The 23,677-nt window shown below is 60.5% G+C and carries 27 protein-coding genes and 1 pseudogene; 12 read left to right on the top strand and 16 right to left on the bottom strand.

All coding sequences use genetic code 11. The features are described from left to right. Positions 1 to 24: 24 nt before the first annotated feature. A complete protein-coding gene (locus BR41_RS00145) occupies positions 25 to 1,434 on the top strand; it encodes an efflux transporter outer membrane subunit (protein WP_035051451.1) in 1,410 nt (469 codons plus the stop codon). A 355-nt stretch (positions 1,435 to 1,789) separates the two neighbouring features. Here the strand turns inward: BR41_RS00145 and BR41_RS00140 are convergent, their stop codons facing one another. The 3 genes from BR41_RS00140 to BR41_RS00130 form a co-directional block, all read right to left on the bottom strand. Further along, complete coding sequence (locus BR41_RS00140) at positions 1,790 to 2,662, bottom strand: ArgP/LysG family DNA-binding transcriptional regulator (RefSeq protein ID WP_035051449.1); 873 nt, start codon at positions 2,660 to 2,662, stop codon at positions 1,790 to 1,792. Between the two features lie 113 nt (positions 2,663 to 2,775). Continuing rightward, positions 2,776 to 3,501 (bottom strand): hypothetical protein, encoded by a 726-nt coding sequence (locus tag BR41_RS00135; RefSeq protein WP_035052307.1) that lies wholly within the window; start codon positions 3,499 to 3,501, stop codon positions 2,776 to 2,778. Positions 3,502 to 3,638: 137 nt separating this feature from the next. After that, the gene (locus BR41_RS00130) at positions 3,639 to 3,875 is read right to left on the bottom strand and encodes a thioredoxin domain-containing protein (protein WP_035052298.1); all 237 of its coding nucleotides are present in this window, start codon (positions 3,873 to 3,875) and stop codon (positions 3,639 to 3,641) included. 153 nt (positions 3,876 to 4,028) lie between these two features. On the opposite strand from BR41_RS00130, the gene BR41_RS00125 reads away from it, so the two are divergent. From BR41_RS00125 to BR41_RS00115, 3 genes are all read left to right on the top strand, one after another. Continuing rightward, a complete protein-coding gene (locus tag BR41_RS00125; protein WP_211251616.1) occupies positions 4,029 to 4,364 on the top strand; it encodes a winged helix-turn-helix transcriptional regulator in 336 nt (111 codons plus the stop codon). A gap of 124 nt (positions 4,365 to 4,488) precedes the next feature. Beyond that, the gene (gene lysA / locus BR41_RS00120) at positions 4,489 to 5,736 is read left to right on the top strand and encodes a diaminopimelate decarboxylase (RefSeq protein ID WP_035051445.1); all 1,248 of its coding nucleotides are present in this window, start codon (positions 4,489 to 4,491) and stop codon (positions 5,734 to 5,736) included. Positions 5,737 to 5,911: 175 nt separating this feature from the next. Further along, entirely contained in the window at positions 5,912 to 6,466 is a 555-nt protein-coding gene (locus BR41_RS00115; protein ID WP_035051443.1) for a DJ-1 family glyoxalase III, read from the top strand. A 148-nt stretch (positions 6,467 to 6,614) separates the two neighbouring features. Here BR41_RS00115 and BR41_RS00110 read toward each other — a convergent pair whose 3' ends face one another. The 6 genes from BR41_RS00110 to BR41_RS00080 form a co-directional block, all read right to left on the bottom strand. Beyond that, positions 6,615 to 7,337 carry a hypothetical protein gene (locus BR41_RS00110; protein WP_035051441.1) on the bottom strand — a complete coding sequence of 241 codons (723 nt, stop codon included), beginning with the start codon at positions 7,335 to 7,337 and terminating at the stop codon, positions 6,615 to 6,617. A 352-nt stretch (positions 7,338 to 7,689) separates the two neighbouring features. Then, positions 7,690 to 8,538: a CheR family methyltransferase gene (locus BR41_RS00100; RefSeq protein WP_035051438.1), complete on the bottom strand. Its 849-nt coding sequence runs from the start codon at positions 8,536 to 8,538 to the stop codon at positions 7,690 to 7,692. A 72-nt stretch (positions 8,539 to 8,610) separates the two neighbouring features. Beyond that, on the bottom strand, positions 8,611 to 8,991 hold the full coding sequence (locus BR41_RS00095; protein ID WP_035051437.1) for a DnaJ family domain-containing protein: 381 nt from the start codon (positions 8,989 to 8,991) through the stop codon (positions 8,611 to 8,613). Between the two features lie 20 nt (positions 8,992 to 9,011). Next, complete coding sequence (gene ubiD / locus BR41_RS00090; protein ID WP_035052295.1) at positions 9,012 to 10,535, bottom strand: 4-hydroxy-3-polyprenylbenzoate decarboxylase; 1,524 nt, start codon at positions 10,533 to 10,535, stop codon at positions 9,012 to 9,014. Positions 10,536 to 10,749: 214 nt separating this feature from the next. After that, positions 10,750 to 11,646 carry a D-hexose-6-phosphate mutarotase gene (locus BR41_RS00085; RefSeq protein WP_156970485.1) on the bottom strand — a complete coding sequence of 299 codons (897 nt, stop codon included), beginning with the start codon at positions 11,644 to 11,646 and terminating at the stop codon, positions 10,750 to 10,752. 95 nt (positions 11,647 to 11,741) lie between these two features. Then, on the bottom strand, positions 11,742 to 12,602 hold the full coding sequence (locus tag BR41_RS00080) for a dienelactone hydrolase family protein (RefSeq protein WP_051709617.1): 861 nt from the start codon (positions 12,600 to 12,602) through the stop codon (positions 11,742 to 11,744). Positions 12,603 to 12,770: 168 nt separating this feature from the next. On the opposite strand from BR41_RS00080, the gene BR41_RS00075 reads away from it, so the two are divergent. Further along, positions 12,771 to 13,613 (top strand): enoyl-CoA hydratase-related protein, encoded by an 843-nt coding sequence (locus BR41_RS00075; protein ID WP_051709614.1) that lies wholly within the window; start codon positions 12,771 to 12,773, stop codon positions 13,611 to 13,613. A 45-nt stretch (positions 13,614 to 13,658) separates the two neighbouring features. On the opposite strand, the gene BR41_RS00070 is transcribed toward BR41_RS00075, so the two are convergent. The 6 genes from BR41_RS00070 to orn all read right to left on the bottom strand — a co-directional run bounded on the left by BR41_RS00070 (position 13,659) and on the right by orn (position 17,087). After that, positions 13,659 to 13,844, bottom strand: a complete 186-nt coding sequence (locus BR41_RS00070) for a hypothetical protein (protein ID WP_035051435.1) — start codon at positions 13,842 to 13,844, stop codon at positions 13,659 to 13,661. A 129-nt stretch (positions 13,845 to 13,973) separates the two neighbouring features. Beyond that, on the bottom strand, positions 13,974 to 14,840 hold the full coding sequence (hslO, locus tag BR41_RS00065; protein ID WP_035051434.1) for an Hsp33 family molecular chaperone HslO: 867 nt from the start codon (positions 14,838 to 14,840) through the stop codon (positions 13,974 to 13,976). Between the two features lie 71 nt (positions 14,841 to 14,911). Next, positions 14,912 to 15,403 (bottom strand): NanQ anomerase/TabA/YiaL family protein, encoded by a 492-nt coding sequence (locus BR41_RS00060; protein ID WP_035051432.1) that lies wholly within the window; start codon positions 15,401 to 15,403, stop codon positions 14,912 to 14,914. Between the two features lie 7 nt (positions 15,404 to 15,410). Next, complete coding sequence (locus tag BR41_RS00055; protein WP_035051431.1) at positions 15,411 to 15,983, bottom strand: MFS transporter; 573 nt, start codon at positions 15,981 to 15,983, stop codon at positions 15,411 to 15,413. Continuing rightward, on the bottom strand, positions 15,980 to 16,525 hold the full coding sequence (locus tag BR41_RS00050; RefSeq protein ID WP_505578013.1) for a CinA family protein: 546 nt from the start codon (positions 16,523 to 16,525) through the stop codon (positions 15,980 to 15,982). Before BR41_RS00050 ends, BR41_RS00055 begins: the two co-directional genes overlap by 4 nt. After that, positions 16,518 to 17,087, bottom strand: coding sequence for an oligoribonuclease (gene orn / locus BR41_RS00045; RefSeq protein ID WP_035051430.1), 570 nt, complete (start codon positions 17,085 to 17,087; stop codon positions 16,518 to 16,520). Before orn ends, BR41_RS00050 begins: the two co-directional genes overlap by 8 nt. Positions 17,088 to 17,190: 103 nt before the next feature. On the opposite strand from orn, the gene BR41_RS00040 reads away from it, so the two are divergent. From BR41_RS00040 to BR41_RS00010, 6 genes are all read left to right on the top strand, one after another. Then, positions 17,191 to 18,438: a M48 family metallopeptidase gene (locus tag BR41_RS00040; protein WP_035051428.1), complete on the top strand. Its 1,248-nt coding sequence runs from the start codon at positions 17,191 to 17,193 to the stop codon at positions 18,436 to 18,438. A gap of 101 nt (positions 18,439 to 18,539) precedes the next feature. Beyond that, a complete protein-coding gene (locus BR41_RS00035; protein ID WP_035051420.1) occupies positions 18,540 to 18,848 on the top strand; it encodes a 4a-hydroxytetrahydrobiopterin dehydratase in 309 nt (102 codons plus the stop codon). A gap of 18 nt (positions 18,849 to 18,866) precedes the next feature. Next, a complete protein-coding gene (gene rsgA / locus BR41_RS00030; protein WP_035051418.1) occupies positions 18,867 to 19,745 on the top strand; it encodes a ribosome small subunit-dependent GTPase A in 879 nt (292 codons plus the stop codon). A gap of 446 nt (positions 19,746 to 20,191) precedes the next feature. Beyond that, complete coding sequence (locus tag BR41_RS00025; RefSeq protein ID WP_084186724.1) at positions 20,192 to 21,766, top strand: glycosyl hydrolase family 8; 1,575 nt, start codon at positions 20,192 to 20,194, stop codon at positions 21,764 to 21,766. 180 nt (positions 21,767 to 21,946) lie between these two features. Further along, complete coding sequence (locus BR41_RS00015; RefSeq protein ID WP_035051416.1) at positions 21,947 to 22,225, top strand: type II toxin-antitoxin system RelE/ParE family toxin; 279 nt, start codon at positions 21,947 to 21,949, stop codon at positions 22,223 to 22,225. Positions 22,226 to 22,236: 11 nt separating this feature from the next. After that, entirely contained in the window at positions 22,237 to 22,515 is a 279-nt protein-coding gene (locus tag BR41_RS00010) for a HigA family addiction module antitoxin (protein ID WP_035051413.1), read from the top strand. A gap of 119 nt (positions 22,516 to 22,634) precedes the next feature. Here the strand turns inward: BR41_RS00010 and BR41_RS23885 are convergent, their stop codons facing one another. Continuing rightward, positions 22,635 to 22,919: a hypothetical protein gene (locus BR41_RS23885; RefSeq protein WP_156970483.1), complete on the bottom strand. Its 285-nt coding sequence runs from the start codon at positions 22,917 to 22,919 to the stop codon at positions 22,635 to 22,637. Between the two features lie 645 nt (positions 22,920 to 23,564). Between BR41_RS23885 and BR41_RS24985 the strand changes: the two are divergent. Next, positions 23,565 to 23,677: pseudogene (locus BR41_RS24985) on the top strand (IS110 family transposase); the annotation flags it as partial.

Raw genomic sequence — 23,677 nt, 5'->3', positions numbered from 1 at the left:
GTGATGCATGAGGAGAACCAAGCAATGATGCCCAACAAGAAATACCTGATCACTCCCCTGCTGGCCGCGCTGGTGCTGGCCGGCTGCGCCAATGTGCCGGTGTCCGAGCCCCATGCGCTGCCAGCCACGCCGGCAGCCTTCAAGAATCTGCCGCGCACCGCTGAAGCCGCGGCACCCGCTGCTGCACCCGCTACTCAGGGTCAGTGGTGGCAGATCTTTGCCGATTCCCGGCTCGACGAGCTGATGGATCGTGCCATGGCGCACAACACCACCGTGCAGGCCGTCGCAGCACGGCTGGCACAGGCACGCGCCATTACCCGGCAAACGGGCTCGGTGCGCGCGCCGCAGGTCAGCATCGATGCCTCGTCCGGACGGCAAGGCGGCGAGTACTACAAGTCCATAGGCCAGGCCGGGACGCTGCACCAGCTGCGGCTTGATGCCTCCTACGAGGTCGATCTGATCGGTCGCCTGTCCAAGCGCACCCAAGCCGCACGCCTCGACGAACAGGCGGCGCAATCGTTGCTGGCCAACGCCCGGCTGCTGGTGCAAGCGGATGTCGCCCAGACCTATTTCGCCATTCGCGCGGTTGACGCCGAGCGCGCCCTGATGCGTGAAACACTGGCCGCCTATCGCGACTCCCTCGGCTTGACCGAGCGGCGGTACGCAGCGGGTGACGTGGCAGAGCTGGATGTGGCCCGGGCCAGAACCGAGGTCGCCGCCAACGAATCGCTGGCCTTGGCGCTGGACCGCAGAAGGCAAGAGCTGGATACCGCGCTGGCCGTGCTGGTTGGCGAGGTTCCCAGCGTCATGAGTCTGGCCGAGGGCAGCTGGAGCGACAGCTTGCCGGCCGTGCCTGCCGGACTGCCCAGCGCCATACTGACCCGCCGCCCGGACATCGCAGCGGCCCAGGCCAGCTATGAAGCAGCCCAGAAGCGCGTCGATGTCGCAAAGACCGCGTGGTTCCCCAGCCTGACCCTCACTGCCGCAGCCGGCGGTGCATCATCGGAACTCTCCGAGCTGCTCAAGTCATCGGCCAGCCTGTGGGGGTTGAATGCCTTGCTGAGCCTGCCGCTGCTGGACGGCGGTCGCCGTGAAGCCGGCATCCAGTCTGCAGCGGCGCAGCAGGACGAAGCGGCCGCGTATTACCGCGAGCAAGTGCTGCAAGCCTTCAAGGATGTGGAAGACCAACTGGCCGGCCTGACCCTGCTGGAGGCCCAGCAAAAGGCACAAGCCGAGGCCGTCAACGCGTCTGAACGCGCCATGGTGCTGTCCGACTCCCGCTACCGCAACGGCATGGTCAGCCAGCTCGAACTGCTGGATTCGCGGCGGACGATGCTCGCCAACCGTCGCCAGGCCCTGCAGGTGAAGGCCGCGCAGTTCCAGGCCACGGTGGCGCTGGTCAAGGCGCTGGGGGGTGGTTGGTCATCGTCCTGATTGCGGGCGGGGGTCCGGTGTGAAGAGTCTGTTTACGATCCAAAACCGCGTCTCCGAAGCGCTTCAAGGTGTTACCTCCCCCTTTGTGAAGGGGGATTGAGGGGGATTTCGACGTCATCACACATTGAGATGCAGCAGAAATCCCCTCTAGCCCCCAATGCCTGAACGAATCAAAGATTCGCACGGCACAAAAAGGGGGGAACAACAGCGTTTTCTGCCATTGGCAAAGATCGTAAACAGCCTCTAAGTTCCGTAGGGCGCAATCCTATAGCTGGGCGAATCAAAGATTCGCACGCGAAAGGCATTGCGCAGCATCGAGTCCCTGAACCGACTTCACAAATGACGTGAACAGTCCCTAAAACCGGCCCGCCGCAAACGCCGCCACCGCCTGCGCCAGTTGCTCCGCAGCGGGTGTCTGGCGTGCCCAGTGGTGCCAATACAGCGGCACGGCCAGCGCGTCGCCCAGGGGCATCAGCTGCCCGGCTTGCAACACCGCATTCACCTGCGGCAACGGCGCGACGGCATAGGCGATGCCTGCCGTCGCAGCGGCGAACAAGGCGTTGGAATCGGGGATCACGTGGCAAGGGTAAGCGCCTTCGATCAGGCCGAACCCTTCGCGCAACCAGCGGCGATGCAGGCTGTCGCGGTGGCCGAACACGGCGGCCGGCGCGGCGGCAAGGCTTTGCGCCGACAAACCCCACGCAAAATAGGTCTGCTGAAATGCGGGGGTCGCCACCGGTAGGTAATTCAGCGTACCCAGCGGCATCACCGCGCACCCGGCGACCGGTGCCGCTTGCGTTGCAATACAACCCAGCACCGCGCCGCGCTTGAGCAGATCAAGCGTGTACGCCTCATCGTCCACCACGCAATCGAGCAGCATCCGCTCCGCCGCGAGTGTCGGTGCCAGTGCCTCGACCAGACCGACGGCGAGGCTATCGGCATTCACGCCGATGGGCAGCGTCACCCAGTCGCCCGTTTCACCGCCCTGCCCAGCCTGCAGTTCCGCCTCCAGCAAACGCACCTGCCGCACGTGGGCCAGCAAACGCTCGCCCGCCAGCGTCGGCCGTACCGGATCGCGTGATAACAGCACGCAGCCGTGTTTCTCTTCCAGTTGGCGAATGCGCTGCGATACCGCCGATTGCGTGAGATTGAGCCGTCGCGCCGCGCCGTCGAAACTGCCGGCCAGCGCGACCATTTCCAGGGCTTCGAGAAGTTTGTAATCAAGCATGGCAAGACGTGAGTTCGTGGATCACCTCTTTTACCACGCAGCGCGATGAGCGCAACATCTTTGCCAGGCCAGCGAGGGGAATTCCGAGCTGAATCAGCCCGGAACTCCCCGTTTCACTCCGCCTTGCCGGGCAAGCTCAAATCGCCCGACGCCACATCAAAGACATTGGCAACGCATAGCAAGGGCTCATGCGCGCTGGCGTTGATGCGCAAGCCGGCGGTCACGCCGTCAAACGCCACGCCTGCGAGGTTGTTCACGTTATCGAACGGCACCCGCACACTCACCACGTGGTGATCGAACTTCGGCGCATAGCCGGGGCTGTCGATCAGCAGCGGCACGCCGGGCCAGGTTTTGGGCAGTTTCGGCGTGCTGCCGGCCGGGATGTCCTTCACCTTCAACGCACCCTTGCCGCATGCCTCGTCCGGCCCGAGCACCACCCAGTGGCTATGCCAATCCGCACCCTTGGTATTGAACAGCGGCGTGTCGTCAAAATCGGGGTGGGATGTCACTGCCAAGGCGAGAATCCCCGCATCCTTGTCAAAACCCACTTCGGCGGGGTCGATCTTGGTGGGCCAGACGTAGGAAAACACATCGCTACCGGTGAACTTGCCATGCTTTTTCGGTTTGACCGCGCCCGCCTTGCCGCTCACCGCCATGGTGAATTCAAGCCAGTGCTTGGCGGCATCGACTTTGACATCGGCATGGACGATATCGAACGCCGCCTGCTTGGCAGAGCCGGCCTTGGCCTCGATACCATGCGCGAACGTTTGCGCCACGGCCAGGCTGATTACGGCCAGCACGCCGGCACGATTCAATCGGGATGGGATTGTTGCAGTCATTTCGGGCACCTTTTTATCTGGAAACGGCAGCAGCGCCTGCCTATGCCACAAACGGCAATGGATATCGAACAAGCGCTGAATGACGGCAAGCCCGACCCGCGATGTTGCACAGCGGATCGGGCTTGCTGCTTGGGTGGTTATTTCAAATCGTCAATCGAAGCGCCGAAATTGATGTGATAAACCTCATCACCCAACAACAGGGCCGGTACGGATTTCACGCCGCTGGCAATTGCCTCCGGCACACGACCCTTGTTCTCGCCCAGATGAACGATTTCGAGCTTGAAACGAGCCGGGTCGAGCGAATAGGCCAGATTCTTTTCGGCATCGATGCAAACGGGGCAACCGGCGTGGTAAAAAACGGCTTTGCTGCTCATGGCGTGATCCTCTTGGGTGAGTGTGTTGCCAAGCCGGAAATCGGCTGGCACGGACTCAATCTAAGGCGCGCCCAATGGGCTGAACAGCGGGCACTTTTCGGTGCCCTACCCACTTTTCGGGGTAAATTGCCAATGAATAAACGGAATAATTTTTTGCAGCCTGACCTCAGCAATAGGGATCGCAGCGAATACCAGAAACTGGAAGACGTGGTCGGCTGCAAATGGTCGGTGTCGGTATTGCAGTCCATTGAGGCCGGCATTACGCGGCCAGGGGCACTGGAGCGCCATATCACCGGCATATCCACCAAAGTATTGAGCGAGCGGTTACGCAAGCTGCATCTTTATGGCTTGATCGAGAAACTCACCTTTCCGGAAATCCCGCCCCGCACCGAATATCACCTCACCCCTGCCGGCAAGAAACTGGCCGCCATCATTCGCCAGATTCATTCGCTGGATGAGGAAATGGCTGCCGAGGGCTCCGGCCAATAAAGCCAAGCCGACATACCGCAGCGCCTTGGCATTAGCTCCGCTGATCCACCATAAATATTCATCGTTTTACCTGCCACTGCCGTTCTGCTGAAATGCGCAGCTATCTAACGCACTGGATCACGCCATGAAACCCGTCAACGGCCCGCAACTCGTCGCCATCGCCAACCAATATGGCACCCCTTGCTGGGTGTACGACGCAGCGGTGATCCGCGAGCGGATCAGCCAGCTCAAGCAGTTCGACGTGATCCGCTTTGCGCAAAAGGCCAATTCCAACACCCACATCCTGCGGCTGATGCGCGAACAAGGCGTGAAGGTGGATTCGGTTTCTCTGGGCGAGATCGAGCGCGCTTTGGCGGCAGGGTTTACCGTGGGCGGGAATGCTGATGACCACCACTCGGGCATCGTCTTCACCGCCGATTTGCTGGATCGCGAAACGCTGGCCCGCGTAGTGGAGCTCAAGGTGCCGGTCAACGCCGGCAGCCCGCAGATGCTGCAGCAACTGGGCGAGGCCAGCCCCGGTCATCCGGTGTGGTTGCGCATCAACCCCGGTTTCGGCCACGGCCATAGCCAGAAGACCAATACCGGCGGCGATACCAGCAAGCACGGCATCTGGCATGAACAGCTGGATGAAGCCTATGCGCTGATTGACCGTTACCAGCTCAAGCTGGTCGGCTTGCACATGCACATCGGCTCCGGGGTGGATTACAGCCACCTCTCCAATGTGTGCGATGCGATGGTGGAAAAGGTGAAGGCGTCCGGCCGCGATCTGCAGGCGATTTCGGCTGGTGGCGGGTTATCCATCCCCTACCGCGCAGGTGGCGAGCGCATCGATACCGCGCATTACTTCAGCCTGTGGGACAAGGCGCGCAAGGAAGTCGAAGCGCATCTGGGCCATCCGGTGACGCTGGAAATCGAGCCGGGCCGCTTCCTGGTGGCCGAATCGGGCAAATTGATTGCCGAAGTGCGCGCCAAGAAAGATGCCGGCCGCAATCACTTCGTGCTGTGCGATGCCGGCTTCAACGACCTAATGCGCCCGGCCATGTATGGCAGCTATCACGAGGTATCGGTGCTGGATGCCGCCGGCAAAGCGAAAACCGCCGCAGCCCGGCCCAGCGTGATTGCCGGCCCCTTATGCGAATCCGGCGACGTATTCACGCAGGAAGAAGGCGGCACCGTCACGCCGCGCGATCTGCCGGCTGCCGAAGTGGGCGATTACCTGGTGTTCCACGATGGCGGCGCTTATGGCGCGAGCATGAGCAGCAACTACAACACGCGTCCGCTGATCCCAGAGGTATTGGTGGATGGCGCGGCCGTGAAGCTGATCCGCCGCCGCCAGACCGTGGCTGAACTGTTGGGGCTGGAAGAGGTATAAGACTTCACCGCCCGGTTCCACCACCGGGCGTTACCAACCAATTTGGCTCCTCGCTCATGGCCGTTCCAGTGGTGCCGATGGTCAGGGCATTCTTATCGATATCGCCAATGTGCTGGTCAGCACGCTTTTTCTGGCGCTACCATTTTTCCATTAAGAACCCTTGCAGGAGCTAGCCATGTCTACCACTCATGTCTATGTCGCCCCCGGTTTCGAAGAGGTTGAACTGATCACCATCGTCGACGTACTGCGCCGCGCTGGCATCGACACCACTATGGTGTCGCTCACCGAAACGCTGGACGTCACCGGCGCGCACAACATCCTCGTTCATGCGGATGTGCCGTTCTCCGCAGTGGACGGCCAGCTGGCCGATATGATCGTGCTGCCTGGCGGCGGGCCGGGAACGCAGGCGCTGGCGGCATCCACCGCCTTACACGCACGCCTGCACGCCTACCGGGAAGCCGGCAAACGTATCGCCGCCGTTTGCGCCGCGCCCACCGTGCTGGCGCGCACCGGACTGCTGGAAGGCGTTGCCGCCACTTGCTTCCCCGGCTGCGAACCCGTGTTGGCTGAGCACGGCGCAGTCGTCCAGACCTATCAGGTCGTCACCGATGGCCACATCACCACCTCACGCGCGGCGGGTACCAGCGGGTTGTTTGCATTGGAGCTGGTGAAACTGTTGGCCGGCGAGGCCAAGGCGACCGAGGTGGGACGAGCGATGCTCTATCTGTAGCCTCAGGCACGACTGCCTGTTGGAACAAAAAACCCACGCTGAACGTGGGTTTTTTGTTGCCCTGGCATCGTCGTTCCAGAACGGCGGGATCACCAGAAACGCGTACGGACTGCGCAGTTCAGCCACTCGGGGCGAACAGGATCGCAAATCAAGCGACTTCAAAATCGTTGTACACAAACTTCGACTCTGCCCGATTCTTCCTTGCCAATAGCACCGCTTCCGTCCAGGTCTGATCCACGTCCTCGGATGAATGATCCTGGGTAGCAAGGCAAATCCTCGGCGCGAAGAAGTCGTCGAACAACATCCGCGCCAATCGCTCGTCACTATCCTTGCCCCACCCCGCCGTGCCATTGGTCAGCACAAAGACCGGGGCTGATGCGACATTCACGCCCAGCAAGCGCTCGAAGACATCTCGGAGGGTGAGGTGCAAATCCCCCCAGCTCCGCACGGCCCCCGTGCTGTCGAAGACCTGGTGCAGCTTGATCTGCTGCGGTGCCGATGAGGCGGCTTCCAGGCTGAAGCGCGGATAGGCGCTGCGTAGCGGCGCCAGGAAGGTATCAAAGATATTCGATTGGCTTCTTGCGCCATGCGCCGCGCGGGCTGTCGCGGCTGCCGGTCGGCCAGTCGCCGCTTTGGCCCCGGTCACGCCGACACCGGCAACGACCAACGCCTCTTCACCGACAAAGGCCCGTTTGCCATTGAAGTCGATCAAGGCATCCGGGTGTGCGGGCCGCCCCACCAAGGCCGGTACGACACCACGCGGCTTGTCTTCGTGGGCATAGCCCACCTGCACCACATCCAGCATCCAGTTGCCCAGCGGCAAAGCTGCGGCTTGCAAAACAATGACGACGATCTTTTCCGACTCACTCACGATAACGCTCCTAACTCGGGCCACTATTGGAAATTGGCTAACCTTGGGTAGAACTCGGCCCGGCGCGGATTTTTAACACATACTAAGAAAGTTAAATGTAAATAAACGAAACAGTAATATTACAACCACTTTATATAAGTCTTTTATTATAAATTAATACAAAATTGTCTTTTACTGATTGAAATGCGGCCAGAGGCCCGAAGAGCAAGCGTGAAGACGTTGTTCTACCTCATCTTCAGGCTATGGGGGCTACGCATTCAGAAGAAAAGCACCCAGCTGCGAGCGGCCAGATTCAATAAGCAAACAGCCCCGATCGGGGCTGTTGATGGTCTGCCGCGAGCGCAAACGCGGCTTAACGTGTAAGCAACGACGGCGGCGCGCCGCCGGGCTTCGCCAGCTCATACACCGTCTTACCGCGCAGCTTGAAGAGATCCGCCGCGTGGTAGAGGTTCTCCGAGTGGCCTACGTAGAGCAGACCTTCCGGCTTCAGCAGTGGCGCAAAGCGCTGCAGGATCTTGAGCTGGGTCGGCTTATCGAAATAGATCATCACATTGCGGCAGAAAATCGCATCCATCGGCCCGCGGATCAACCAATCCTGCGAGATCAGGTTGAGCTTGCGATAGACGATCATGTCGCGCAGCTCTTGCTTGGCCTGATATTTGCCGCTGGCGTGCTTATCGAAGAAGCGCTTGACGCGTACCGAGCCGAGCTTTTCGACTTCTTCCGCCGCATACAACCCGGCCTTGGCCGTTTCAAGCACATTGGTATCAAGGTCAGTCGCGATGATCTTGACGGGCGGGCGCAGGGTATCGAAGGCCTCGCAGGCGGTGATCGCGAGCGAATACGGTTCCTCGCCGGTGCTGGAGGCCGAACACCACAAGTTGAGCGTGCCGACGCTGCGATGCCCGCGCAGATAGTCCGCCAGGATGTCGAAGTGGTGTGATTCGCGGAAAAACGAGGTGAGATTGGTCGTGAGCGAGTTGGTGAACAGCTCCATTTCCTTGCTGTCGCCGCGCTCGAGCACTTTCAGGTATTCGTTGAAGGTATGCAGATGCAGCGCTCGCAAGCGCTTGGCCAGCCGGCCGTAGACCATATCGTGCTTGGCCGGCGACAACGCGATACCGGCATAGTCATAGATCAACTTGCGAATCTTCTCGAAGTCTTGCTGGGTGAAATCGAATTCTCGCGCAGGGGTCGACATGGTACTTAGTCCCGACAAGCCAGCTTGAAATGGGGGTTTCTGATCCTGATTCAGCATAGACGCTAACCTTGTTCAACCTTTTGTCGACGACGATCGGAGACGCGCTTCAATCCCAGCAGCATAACGCACCGGCACCGTTAGCGCCGCATGACCGGATTGGCGCAGCAGCAGATTGATTTTCTCCAGCCGGGCCAGCATCGCGGCATCGACATTCACCTCATCCGCCGCAGCCAGCTTGAGCGACAGCGCCACCGCCTCTTGATGCATTTCCAGCTCCGGCGGGATATAGCCGGCGTTCTTCAGCACCCGATACGCAATCCGTTGATGCTCAGGTACGAGCGGATCGAGTTCGTCATCCGGCAAAGGCGCGCCTGCGCCCGGCAGGTTGTCGAATTCACCGGCATCACGCGCCTGCGCGATGCGGCGTTCGGCCAGTTCGGTGAGAAACCACATGGTGGCCTCCTGCGTTCAGTTCACAGCCCCAGCTCGTTCCAGATCGCATCGACACGGGCCACGACATCCGGCCGGCGCTCGATCACCCTGCCCCATTCCCGGTTGGTTTCCCCGGGCCATTTATTGGTGGCATCCAGGCCCATCTTGCCGCCCAAGCCGGAGACCGGGCTGGCGAAATCAAGGTAGTCGATCGGCGTATTTTCGACCAGCAGCGTATCGCGCACCGGGTCCATGCGCGTGGTGATGGCCCAGATGACCTCTTTCCAGTCCCGCGTGTCCACGTCGTCATCCACCACCACGATGTACTTGGTGTACATGAACTGGCGCAGGAACGACCACACGCCAAACAGCACGCGCTTGGCGTGGCCGGGGTATTGCTTCTTGATCGAGACAATCGCCATGCGGTAGCTGCAACCTTCGGCCGGCAGATAAAAATCGACGATTTCCGGGAATTGCTTTTGCAGGATCGGCACGAACACTTCGTTCAGGGCCACGCCCAGCATGGCCGGCTCATCCGGCGGCTTGCCGGTGTAGGTGCTGTGGTAGACCGGATCATCGCGGAAGGTGATGCGGTCGATCTCGAACACCGGGAACCAGTCCTGCTCGTTGTAGTAGCCGGTGTGGTCGCCATACGGGCCTTCCAGCGCGTGCAGATAGCCGCCAATCTCCTTAATCGGTGCGCCATGCTCGGACACGCCTTCAAAACCCGGCTCGCAGGCTTTGATCGCGCCTTCCAGCACGATTTCCGCCGTGGCCGGCACTTGCAGGTCGTTGCCGATGCAGCGTGTCAGCTCGGTCTTGCCACCGCGCAGCAGGCCCGCGAACTGGTATTCGGACAAGGTATCCGGCACCGGCGTGACCGCGCCAAGGATGGTTGCCGGGTCGCAACCGAGCACGACTGCAATCGGGAATGGCGTGCCGGGGTTTTGCTTGGCGTGCTCGCGAAAATCCAATGCCCCGCCGCGATGCGCCAGCCAGCGCATGATGACCTGGTTCTTGCTGATGACCTGCTGGCGGTAGATGCCGAGATTCTGGCGTTTCTTGTACGGGCCGCGTGTCACGACCAAGCCCCAGGTAATCAGCGGGGCGATATCGCCCGGCCAGCAGTGTTGCACCGGGATCTTGGCCAGATCGACATCCGGGCCTTCCAGCACGTTTTGCTGGCATTCGCCCTTGCGCACTTCCTTGGGCGCCATGCTCAGCACCTGCTTGAGCAAGGGCAGCTTGTCCCATGCGTCCTTGAAACCTTTGGGCGGTTCAGGCTCCTTGAGGTAGGCCAGCGTCTTGCCGATTTCGCGTAGCGCGCTGACTTCTTGTGCGCCCATGCCGAGCGCCACACGGCGCGGTGTGCCAAACAGATTGCCCAGCACCGGCATGCTGTAACCCGGCACGTTCTCGAACCAGATCGCCGGGCCTTGCGCGCGCAGGGTGCGGTCGCAGACTTCGGTCATCTCCAGCACCGGCGATACCGGCACGGTCACGCGCTTGAGTTCGCCTAGGGTTTCCAGTTGCGCGCAGAAGTCGCGCAGATCGCGGTATTTCATCGTTTTGGATGGGCTGTGCAGGGAAGCGGCGATTGTACCGTCGAAAACGAGAATGCCCGGCATCGCCGGGCATTCTCGCAGTAGAGCCTACGCATCTGGGCGACGAAAAAAGCCCAGCGTAGCGGTTCTGGCTAGGCGCGCGGTCGAAGACTGTACAAACGAGTACGGCAAGAGCGCGCAACAACGCCAGAAGGGCTTTGTTCGCCGCGTTGGTTCAGCCGGAAATCGTCATCGTGGCGCGATAAGTCTGGCCCGGAGCAAGCTCGAGTGCGTTGTCGAACACATCGCCGCGCTCCACACAGACAAAGTGCAGGTAGTGCTCGCGCACGTCGGCCGCCTTGAGCGCATCCTCACCCGGATTCCAGACGATGGCGCTCTTGGTATTGCTGACGACGTGAGTCGAACCGGCGCTGCTCTTGATGATCTGCTCGGCCGGCACATCGAGGTAGACCGAATCATGGCGGCCAACGATCGTTACCGGCCCTTGCTGCACGGCGCGCGAAACGCCGCCAATGGTGTCGATGCGCGCGCAGCCATCCAGGCCATCGATGGCAATGTCCGCGACTTCCGGCACGCTGAAATAGGTGTGCATGGCGGCCGAGAACTTCACCGGTGTAGTGCCTTTGTGCTCGGCCAGCAATTCCACTTCCAGCGCCTTGCCGACGATCACGGTGTACGCGAAACGGAACGGATGCGGCCAGAGTTTGAGGGTGGCTTCGCTTTCGGTCAGTTCGAGTTGCACGCGGGTACGGCCATCAGCCAGGGCTTCGGCAGTGGTCAACGTCCAGAGCGAGTTGCGAGCAAAGCCGTGCGCCGGCAGATCGTCCGGATGCTTGCCGAACCACGGCATGCACAAGGGAATGCCGCCACGCACCGCTTTGCCTTCGGCATAGGCTGTCAGCGGCGAAGTCCACAGCAGATCGCGGCTGCCAGTCGGCGTGAACGACAACAGCTGCGAGCCTTGCAGGGTGAGCGTAGCGCGGCCCTGTGCGTTGTCGATGACCAGAATCTGCAAACCGTCGCCCTCACCGCCAACCAGCGCAGTGGAAGAAACGACCGATACGCCAGGAACATCGGCAAGGCGGGAGTCGAAAGCGGATAGGCTAGACATGGCAGATTCCTCGATCAAAGCGGGTTAACACGCGGGCTCAAGCCCTCTGGAAACCAAATTGGAAACAAACTGGATCATGGATGATGCCCGGCTGATCACTTGCGATCCAGTGGATTGGCGTTACGCCAGATCGATGGATTGCGCGCCGGATCAAGCCAGAGCGACAGCCATTTGAAGGTACGGCGATAGGCATCCTCGGTGGCCTTCGGATCGGGCGCGGTGGTCACGCCTTTGCCGGGATTCACGCCGTTGGGAACGTCAAAGCGCTGTTTGTATTCGCTATTGGGTACGTCGAAATCGTGATAAACGCCAGGATAGGTCACCACGTGGAAGGTGTCGCCCACGATACGGTCATCCAGTTGCTTGCAGGCATCGGCGGATACCCAGTCATCCGCCTCGCCGATCAGCACCAGCGTTGGAATGATGGGGTTGTACTGTTTCTGCTTGAGCAAGGACGTGCAGGACGGGTAGAAGGCCACGGCGACCTTGATGCCGGGGTTATTGCGGCCAACCAGTTTGAGGACCGTGCTTGCTCCGTTTGACCAGCCCAGCACGCCCACCCGGTTCGCATCGATCTCGCGCCGCGCTTTCAGCCACGTGATGGCGAATTCCGCATCATCGACCCGGGTACTGCTGCTGATCTTTCGTTCGGCCAGCGGCACGGTGCAGGTTTCGCGCACGCCACGCGTGGTGAAGCTATCGAGCATCAGCACGCCGTAGCCCAGCTCCTGCAACAGGCTGGACATCCGGGCCGGCCGCGCCATGAGCACGCCGCCCTTTGTCCACAAGCCGCCGCAACCGTGCAGCAGCAGCATCGCGGGTGCATCGTTACCGCCCTTGGGCGGGGGAAGATACTCGGCCGACAGCGTGACGCCATCCGGCCCGGGAATCTTGACCGTGGATGCAGACGCCGCAACAGCGACCAGGAATGTCACAAAAATGAAAAGTTGTTTCACGAGAATCTGTTAAAGGCCATTCAGAAGACAACTGGCGGAACCAAATGCACGCCCCTTTGTCGGCGCGCACTCTAACATATCGCTACACACCAAGGCACGTCGGGCTATAGACTACAGCAGCCAATCGGCTCCCTCCTTCCACTGCAAGAAACCCTACGGAACCCCGCCATGAGCGACACATTGCGCATCGACGTCGATTCCCGAGGCGTTGCAACGATCACGCTGAACCGGCCCGAACAACGCAATGCGGTCGATGAGGTCATGATTGCCGAGCTGCATGCGAGCCTTGCGGCGCTCGCCCAGAACACCAGCGTGCGTGTGCTGGTCCTGCAAGCCAATGGTAGTGCATTCTGCGCGGGGGCCGATTACCGCTGGATGCAGCGCGGCCTCGAAGCGGACCAGCACGACAATTTCGAAGAAGCGCTCCGCCTCGCACGAATGCTGCAATGCCTGGATCGCTTTCCAACGCCGACGATTGCTCGCGTACACGGGCCGGCGCTGGGCATTGGCGTGGGGCTGATCGCCTGTTGCGATTTGATCGTCGGCGCGCATTCCAGCTGGTTCCGGTTGCCGGAAGTACGCCTGGGGCTGGTGCCGGCGGTCATCGGCCCGCATGTGATCGCCAAAATCGGTACTGGCGCGGCGCGGCGCTACTTTCTCACTGCAGAAACCATGACGGCGGAAACCGCCAAGCAACTTGGCTTGGTACATGAAGTGGCGCCGGATGAGCATGGTTTGAATGCAATGGTGGGGCACTGGGTCTATGGACTGTTGCAAAATGGCCCTCACGCCGTCACCACGGCCAAGCGGCTGATCGCCGCTGTGGCGCATCGCCCGATCGACGATGCCTTGATATCGGATACCGCTCATCGGATCGCGCACTTGCGCGCTCACCCGGAGGCCCGCCAAGGCATCCGCACCCATCTGGACGATGCGCGCCCCAGCTGGCTGGAAACGCTGGATTTCGCCAACCTGGTGACAGACGACCCCTCTGAAACGACAAAGGGCTGAACATCTGTTCAGCCCTTGGGTCACCACTGCGTGCGACAAATACTTTCACGAAAAGTAATTTCTTTTCTTCTCGGCCCATTGTGCTTCCGCAACCGTCAACAGACGGAGCTGTGGCTGTGGCACTTCCAATGCTTTCGGGGCCTGCAGCGCGACTTCCTGTTGCAGATCGCTGCATGTTCCGGCCACCTCGAACATCGGTTGATTGCTTTCAATGTCATAGACATAGAGCATGATGGCCTCCTTGCGATCAGTGCTGCGGGTAAGACAAACCTTACTCCCTATATCGGCACGAATCGAGAGAAATTCAATCCCGATATTGAGAAGTGAGGCAAAACCGCACACATGCTGCCGCTCACCCGATCAGTGCACTCGCCCGTCTGGTGTATGGGTTCCATGCCCATGGAATAACTGCGCCACATCGATCGCATCGAAGTGGTAGCCCTTGCCGCAGAATTCGCAGGTCACGTCGACGTGCCCCTTCTCAACCACCACGCTATCCACTTCATCCTTGCCAACCATCCGCAACATGCTGCCCACCCGATCACGAGAGCAGGTGCAGGCGAAACGCGGATCGGCTGGGTCGAATACACGGACTTGTTCCTGATGAAACAGGCGATAGAGGATGTCACGCGGGGCCAAGCCCAGCAGTTCTTCGGTGGTGATGGTTTCGGAGAGCTTCTGCACGCGATCCCAAGCATCCGGGTCGCCCTGGCCGGCTGGCAGTTTCTGCACCAGCAGACCGGCCGTCTTGCCATCCAGGCACGCCAGCCACAAGCGCGTTTCGAGCTGCTCGGAATGCGCCATATAGTGCTCGATGATCTCGGCCACGCCCTGCCCTGACTCAAAGCCGACGATGCCTTGGTAGGCCTCGCCTTCGTTCGGGTCGAGCGTGATCATGAACTTGCCGTGCCCGAGCAATTCGCCAAGCGACACATCCGGCACGTCGCCCTCCCAACGCGCCATCGCACGGATGGTGTGCTCGCTGGTGACTTCGACCACGATCAGCTTCACCGCGCCGACGCCATGCATCTGCATGATCAAGGTGCCGTCAAACTTGAGCGTGGCCGATAGCAGCATCGCGGCAGACATCAATTCGCCGATCAGCTTTTGCAGCACGGGCGGATAAGGATGGCGGGCCAGCACTTCCTTATAGGCGGCATCGAGCTGCACCAGCTCGCCGCGGACCGGCGCGTCGTCAAAAATGAAACGTTCAAGCGTGTCTTGCATCTGTTTTCCTTCATGCCGCGCTTGCATTGCGGCCTATCTATTCAATGTGTTCGGGCAGCCCGGCGTTCGGTTCACAAACCCAGCAGGCTGCGATGAATCTTCACCACCGCCTTGCGGATGCGGGTCGGTTCGTTCACGCAGCAGCACGGACGATGCAGCTCGCCGGGGAAAAACACCGCGAACATGCCCGGTTGCAAATCAACGAATACTTCACGGGCCGGCGTAGCAAAAAAAGCGATGTCGTGCGTATCGCGCCGATCCTCGACCACTTCGCGATCCGCGCCGGGCAGCGCCACGCCGTAGCGTTCTTCGCCGACCAGCAGCAACTGGATGTCTGCATGTTCGCGATGCGCTTCCGGGCGCTTGTCGCTGGCCGGGCGGGTTTCCATCTCTTGAATCATGAAGAACAGCTTGTCGCTGGCCGCCCCTAACTCTTCGAACCGATACCGCCCCGCCGGCATACCGGCCAAGTCCTGCTTTTGCAGCAACTCCAGCGCCTGTACTACTGCGGCCGGCAAGACCGGGCGTTGCTGTTGCCAGTTGGCAAGATCGCACAGAATCATTGCAGCCTCACTCTGCCAACGGCAACGTGTAGATCGTCATCGGCAGGCTGGATGCAACGTCAAACGTGCAGCCGGTCTCGACACCGATTTTCGCGATATCCGCCGCCGTCAGGTCGTCACGATCGTAAACCGCGTGCATGGCGCCAATGGCGTAATCCCGGCCGCTACCGATCGCCCAATAGCGCTCGAATTCGTAAACCTCGCGCAGACTGAACACGCCGTAGATGCCATGCGGATTCGCCAGTAGCACCGTCATCTGGCTCGATTCGTAGGCTTCGTCTTCCTCTTCATCCGGCTTGAGGAAGTACTCCTCCTTGAGCTTGGGATGCAGCTTGCGAAAGCTATCGAAAATCGCCATGCGGCTGGTGAAATCCAGCGTCTTGGCTTTTTTCAGCGCGGCCTGCAGCACCAGATCGTGCGCGGCGCTGCCGCAGATCGAAAAGTAGCCACCATGTGCTTTGAAAATCTTGTTCCACTTGGTATCGAACGCCGCCGACAGCCGCGTATCCCCAAAGGTGGACTGGCTATCGGCGGCGATGGCCACTTCATTGCCTTTTTTTACGACGACAACCGTGGTCATCGGGTTTCCTCAATCAATTGAATCAATTTGGCCAACGCCAAACGCACTGTTTGTGCCCGCACCGCAGCGCGATCCCCGGCAAACAACTGGCGCTCGGTCACGATGCCAACGGGTGTACCCCAGGCGAACCAGACCGTGCCGACCGGCTTCTCGGCTGAACCACCGCCCGGCCCGGCCACGCCAGACACCGCCACGCCCCACTGCGCACCCGCTTGCTCCATCGCGCCCTGCACCATGGCGGCCACGACGGGCTCGCTCACTGCACCAAGACCTTCGATAAAGGCCGGCGGCACATCGAGCATGCTGATCTTGGCTGCGTCGGCGTAGGTCACATAACCGCGATCAAACCAGTTGCTGGAGCCGGCCACATCCGTAATCGCGCCGGCAATCAAGCCACCGGTGCACGATTCAGCCGTGGTGATGGTTTGGCTGCGCGCCAGCAGCAGCTGGCCGAGCTTTGCAGCGAGTGAGTAGGTATCGGACATGGTGGCAAGCGTTGGATTTTGCAAATCGATCACCGAATCAATACCCAAATCAATCACTCGGCAGCTCGTTCACCGGCACTTTCAAAAAGTGCTCGCGGTAGAACTTGAGTTCGTCGATCGATTCGTAGATATCCGCCAGCGCGGTGTGCTTGCCTTGTTTCTTGAACAGCTTGTAGACCGCCGGCTGCCAGCGCTTGCACAGTTCCTTGAGCGTGGAGACATCCAGATTGCGGTAATGGAACCAGTCTTCCAGCTTCGGCATCCAGCGCGCCATGAAACGGCGATCCTGGCAGATGGAGTTGCCACACATCGGGCTACCCAGACGCGGGCTGTATTGGGCGATGAATGCCAGCGCTTCCACCTCGACCTGCTCGGCGGTATGCGTGGATGCCTTCACGCGGTCGATCAGGCCGGAACGGCCGTGTGTGCTCTTGTTCCAGTCATCCATGCCATCGAGCACGGCGTCCGGTTGATGCACGACCCATACCGGGCTTTCGGCCACGGTATTGAGATTGCTGTCGGTGATCACGATGGCGAGTTCGATGATCTTGTCGTTCTGCGGATCGAGACCGGTCATTTCCATGTCCAGCCAGATCAGGTTGTTCTGGTCTTGCGCCATTGCGCGCTCCTTGCATCGCTTGGGGATGCGCGATTCTACCATCCGCCGCTGCCTAGGCCCGGCTGTGAGATAATCGCCGGCTCGACGTCTGCCAGCCCTAGCAATGACCGCCCACAGCTTTTCCGTCCTCTTCGTGTTCGCGTTGTTTGTCAGCATCCTGCTGCAATTGTGGTTGGCGCAACGCCAGATCAACCACGTACGCCGCCACCGCGCCGCAGTGCCGGCCGAGTTTGCCGAAACCATCACCCTGCAAAGCCACCAACGCGCCGCCGATTACACGGTGACCAAAACCCGCTTCGGCATGGTCGGCACACTGTATGAAGCGATCATTCTGGTGCTGTTTACACTCGGCGGCGGTATCGAGTGGCTGACGCAACTCTCGCAAAGCTGGTTCACCTCGCCGATTGCTGCCGGCGTCACCATGATTGCGCTGCTGGCGATCATCAACACGTTCCTCACGCTGCCTTTGTCGTGGATCGCCACTTTCAAGATCGAAGCCGCGTTCGGCTTCAATCAAAGCACACCCAAGCTGTGGCTGGCTGATCTGCTCAAAACCACCGGCATCGCCGCCGTGATCGGCCTGCCGCTGATCGCAGTGGTGCTCTGGCTGATGGGCCGTATGGGCAGCAACTGGTGGATCTATGTGTGGGCAACCTGGGTGGGATTCTCGCTGCTGCTGATGTGGATCTTCCCGACCTGGATTGCGCCCCTCTTCAACAAATTCGAGCCGCTGCCGGATGAAACCCTGCGCAGCCGCATCGAAAATCTGCTGGCCCGTTGCGGCTTCAAGACCAGCGGCATTTTCATGATGGATGGCAGCAAGCGTTCCAGCCACGGCAATGCCTATTTCACCGGGCTGGGCAAAACCAAGCGCATCGTGTTCTTCGATACGCTGTTGAAGCAGCTCGATGGCGACGAAATCGAAGCCGTGCTCGCGCATGAACTCGGCCACTTCAAGCGCCGCCATATCGTCAAGCGGATGGCCTGGACCTTCGCGCTGATGCTGGGCTTGCTGTGGGTGCTCGGCCAGCTGCTGGTCGAACCGTGGTTCTATCAGGGCCTTGGCGTAACCACCCCCAGCACCGCCAACGCGCTCACGCTGTTCTTTCTGGTGTTGCCGGTGTTCACCTTCATCTTCGGCCCCGTCGGCTCGATCATGTCGCGCAAGCACGAATATGAAGCGGATGCCTACGCCGCCGAGCAAGCCTCCGCCACCGACCTGATCCACGCGCTGGTGAAGCTCTACCGCGACAACGCCGCCACGCTGACGCCTGATCCACTGCATAGCGTGTTCTACGACAGCCACCCGCCGGCCGCCCTGCGGATTGCGGCACTGCAGAAACTGGCATGATTGCGGCCCGGCGGCGGTTCGCCTAAAACGGTCTAAGCGCCTGTTTTCATGAGGAAACGGGCGCCTCCCCTAGAAAGCATCGTTAACAAGGACCTGCCACCATGTCGCTTTCCCAGGAAACCTGCCAAGCCAACGCCGCCAAGCTCGACGATATCGCCGCCGAAATGCTTGCCTCCGAACTCAACGAATGGCTCGTGCTCAACGGCACGCTGGAAAAAACCTTCCGCTTCAAAGACTTCTACCAGACCGTCGCCTTCGTCAACGCGGTGGCCTATATCGCCAACAAGCAGGATCACCATCCCGATCTGGAAGTAACCTATAGCCGCTGCAAGGTGGTGTGGAGCACCCACTCCGCCGGCGGCTTGTCCCGTAATGATTTCATTTGTGCCGCGCGCATCGACGCGCTGTAACCCCACCCTGGAAACCAATTGACCGATACCGCCCGCATCGTCGCCAGCCACGGCAGGTCCTACATCGTTGAACTGGCCGATGGCGCACGCCGCATCGCCAGCGCCCGTGGCAAGAAAAACGATTTCGCCTGTGGCGATCAGGTCAGGATCAAGGTATTGAACGCCGAGCAGGCGGTGATCGAAGGCGTGATCGAACGCAAGACGCTGCTGTATCGCTCAGACCAATGGCGGCAAAAGCTGATCGCCGCCAACGTCACCCAACTGGTGATCGTGGTCGCGCCGGAGCCCAGCTTTTCGGACGAATTGATCGGCCGTGCGCTGATCGCAGCCGAGGCGGGTGGCATCCAGTCACTGATCTGCCTGAACAAGGCCGATCTGCCCGAGGCCCGCGTTGCGCTGGAACGGCTTCAGTACTACGTCGGGCTCGGCTACCCGGTCATCGAAGTCTCGGCGTTGCAAGATGCCACGCCCCTGCGCGCCAAGCTCGAAAACGAAACCAGCGTGCTGGTCGGCCAATCCGGCATGGGCAAATCGACGCTCACCAACGCGCTGATCCCGGATGCCAAGGCCCGGGTCAACGAGATCTCCGTCGCGCTCGATACCGGCAAGCACACCACCACCAATGCCACGCTGTACAAGCTCGACGCGCAATCCGAGCTGATCGATTCGCCCGGCCTGCAGTCGTTCGGGCTGGCGCACGTCAAAGCCGAAAACCTGCCCTTCTACATGCCGGACTTTCGCGCCCTGATTGGTCAATGCCGCTTCAACAACTGCCGCCACCGCCAGGAGCCGGGTTGCGCAATGCAAGCCGCCGTTGCTGACGGCAGCATCAAGCGTGAACGCTTGCAGCTGCTGCACCGGCTGCAGGATGAACTGACTGCGGCTGCGGCGTATTGAGGCAAATCCGAGGGATTGCGGCTTCCTATCGATCTCCCGCTCCAGGTTTCCTCCCCTCGCCCACAGTCCCTGAACAAGGCTAAAGCCTTGCACGGGAGGGAGAGGGGCCGGGGGTGAGGGTGGTGCAACGTTCTTGGCAAATACCCTCACCCTAGCCCTCTCCCGCACACGGGAGAGGGAACAAAGATCAGACTTTTCCGCCTCGCCCACATATTCCCCTGCCCGCCCACCCCAAACACACGAATTCCGTGAAATGCCCCTGTGCCATTTCTCATCGCAACTCATTGATTTTATTGAACAGTAAAATCAATTTCGTGAAGTCACCCCCGCCATCGTCTTGTCATCCCCATGCCATCCGGGCGCAATACGGCAGCTCGCGAATCACCTTGGCGTAGAGCCGCCGTGACCGGTTCCACCACCGGCAAGCCACGATGGAGAGATGAACGATGGAACGAAGCAAACGGCTACGGCCACTCATGCTGGCGCTGTTACTGGCTGGCAGTTCAATCACGGTGAACGCATTCGCGGGCACACCACTGGCGGTCAGTTATGTCGCCGGCGCGATCCAGCCGAACAACGTCAGCACGGCGCAAATGCAATCCCAAGTCGATACGGCCTATAGCGCGTGGAAGAGCCGCTATGTGCGTACCGACCCGAAAGACGCCAGCCGCCTGTACGTCTGGTTCGGTTCCAGCTCCGGCAAGCAAGTCGTCTCCGAAGGCCAAGGCTTCGGCATGGTCGCCGTGGCGCTGATGGCCGACCGCGACAGCAACGCCCGCACCACGTTCGACGGTCTGTTCCGCTATTACCGCGCTCACCCGAGCCAGAACAACGCCGCCCTGATGGCCTGGGCACAGGCGCTGAGCGGTGGTGCGCTGGTGGATACCGAAGGCGCGGATTCCGCCACCGATGGCGATCTGGATGCCGCCTACGCCATGTTGCTTGCGGATCAGAAATGGGGCTCGACCGGCGCGATCAACTATCGCAGCGAAGCCATCAAGACCGTCAACGCGCTGATGAACAGCACGGTCAACCAGTCCGAATGGATTCTCAAGCTGGGCGACTGGGCGGCGGATAGCGATGCCAAGTACGGCAAAAGCACGCGCGGTTCCGATCTGATGTTCGAACACCTGCGCGCTTTCTATGCCGCCACGGGTGATACGCACTGGCTGCAAGTCATCGACAAGAGCTACGCCATCATCAACAGCGTGTATCACCAGTCCTCGCCATCCACCGGCCTGATCCCGGATTTCATGGTCAAGAGCGGCAGCGACTACGTGCCCTCCCCACCCAACTTCCTCGAAGCCGATACCGACGGCAAATACAGCTGGAACAACTGCCGTGTGCCGTGGCGGTTCAGCCTGGATTACCTGATCAATGGCGATACGCACGCACAGGCGCTGCTGCAAACACTCAACCGCTGGATCAGCACCACCGCCACCGGTGGCGACCCGAACAAGATTCGCGGCGGCTACGAGCTGAACGGCACCGCGCTGACCACCGACTGGGAAATGGCCTTCGCCGCGCCCTTCGCCGTCAGTGCCGCCATCGACAGCAGCAACCAGGCGTGGTTGAATTCCCTGTGGAGCCGCATCACTCAAGGCCCGACCAACGATTACTACGCCGATTCGATCCGGCTGTTATCGATGATCGCCGCCGCCGGCATGTGGAAACAGCCGGGCGTGAGCGCTCCGACGCCAACACCCACCGCAACACCAGTACCAAGCCCAACACCCGCACCAACACCGACGGCGACACCCGCGCCGACGCCCAAGCCCAGCGCAACGCCGGTTCCAACACCCAAGCCGACAGCCACCCCGACGCCAACACCGACCGCCACGCCCACACCGGCCCCAACGCCGGTACCCGGCTGCCCGGCATGGGCGGAAGGCAACACCTACACGGTCGGCAGCTGCGTCAGCTACAGCGGCGTGCAATACACCGCACTGGTCACCCATACCGCCTACGTGGGCACCAACTGGACGCCACCCACCACGCCGTCGCTGTGGCAGCCGCGCTAGCGCAGGCAATTCGTTTCACTCCATTTCCCGGCGACTTGATCTCCTCCAGCCGCCGGTAATGCACCTCCCCTTCGAGGTTGTTTCGGGCAGGCCATTTGGCCTGCCTCTTTTTTTGTCGCACATACGGCAAGCAGCGCCAACAGCCTTGAAAATCGTAAACACATTGTTTACATTTCTGCCATGATCCTCTCGTTCCAGCACAAGGGCCTTGGCCGGTTTTTCGAATCCGGTAGCAAGTCCGGCATTCAACCGCATCACGCCGACAAACTCCGGGAATTGCTGACCGCCCTCAATGTGGCAATCAGCGCTGACGACTTAGCCCGACCCAGCTGGCGATACCATCAACTGCATGGCGACTTGGGCGGATTTTGCTCACTGACGGTCAACGGGAACTGGCGAGTGATTTTTCGTTGGGTTGGGCAGGATGTAGAGCTGCTGGATTATCTGGATTACCACTAAAGGAGGGCACGATGGACATGCATAACCCCGCCCATCCGGGCGAAATTCTCGCAGGCTGGATTGACGACCTGCACAAGAACATCACAACGTTTGCCGAGCACATCGGCATTTCACGCGTGCAGCTTTCCAAAATCGTTAACGGTCGTGCCGGCATCACGGCAGATATGGATTTGCGGCTGGCCGACGCACTGGGCACCACACCCGGTTATTGGCTGCGACTGCAGGCACAGCATGATTTGTGGCAGGCCCGTCAGCACGAACGGCCGCATATTGGGCGGCTGGCGGCTTAACGCTGCATGCATCGCCAAGCTTGTTGGGCTTCGCTGCGCTCAACCCTCCCTCCCCAAACCCGCACAAACCCAAAAGGCCAGCACCTTCCCAGGTGCTGGCTTTTTCCCGTTAAAACCGCCTACTTCCTGTCTTGCTCTTTCGGCTGCGGTTTCGCGAAGACCCGTGCCGCATCGATGGCGCAGAATCGTTCATTCGCCAGCGATACGCCCGACTTCGCCACTTGATAGGCGGCGGAGCGGGTGTCGACGAGGTTGACGAGGATCTGAAACAAGCCGCCCAGCTCCGCCACGCTATCCATGCCGTGTCGGGCGACATCATCCAGCGCGCGGATGACAGGTGGCGTTTCGTAGCGAAACCGTGGGGTGGGTGGTGGTGCGGGGGTGCTATGGGGAGAGTTGGGCATGAGTGCCTCCTTTCTGAGAGTTCTACTCACCGCTCCGAGTCCAATCGGAGGTGGCGAGCACTAGGCAGGGTTGGACTTACCGGCAGAAAGGACCCGGTGCACCCGAAGGTGCCCCATACCTAGGCTCGCCATAGAAGAAGGCGTACCAAGGGTATCGCAGACAATAAAAATGCCGCTTGAAGCGGCTCGTCCGCCTTTCTGTCCCGGGAGTCCAATCCCGATCGCGCTATTGAACGCGACGTCGCAAAAGTATCCCAGCCGGTCTGGCTTGGTCAAGGCAGAAACCGTAGCCCGGACAGCTCGCTGGCCGGGGTGACAATGCGGGCAAGTTCCATCCTCCGTGGATACACGAACCAACCCCGGCCGCAAAATGCGTCCGGGCTACGTGGGCTGCATGTGTAGGCTGGGTTGAGCGCAGCGAAACCCAACCTTGTATCTTGTTTCCCGTGATGGTTAGCTCCCATCACACGAGGCAGCGGCAGCTTGGACCCCCCCTGAAGGCCTGGACCTTGCGACGTAGATCAAGCCCGCTGCCTCACCCTCCTCGCCAATTAGACACTGAACGGTAGCCAAGGGCGCGACCCTGTATGCACAAGGCAAGTGGGCGACGTGGCACTTTCTTCATCTTCTCGATCTTTTCTCATCATGCACTTTCTCGGTATCGACGTTTCCAAAGCCAAACTCGACTGCTGCCTGCTCGTTGACGTAGCAGCCGGCAAACGCAAGACCAAAGTCATCGACAACACCAAGGCCGGCAT

Origin of the sequence: Andreprevotia chitinilytica DSM 18519, assembly GCF_000711875.1 — a bacterium.
GTDB classification, from domain to species: Bacteria; Pseudomonadota; Gammaproteobacteria; order Burkholderiales; family Chitinibacteraceae; genus Andreprevotia; species Andreprevotia chitinilytica.
The sequence above is the reverse complement of the archived record's forward strand: the minus strand, read 5'-3'. Positions and strand labels throughout refer to the sequence as shown.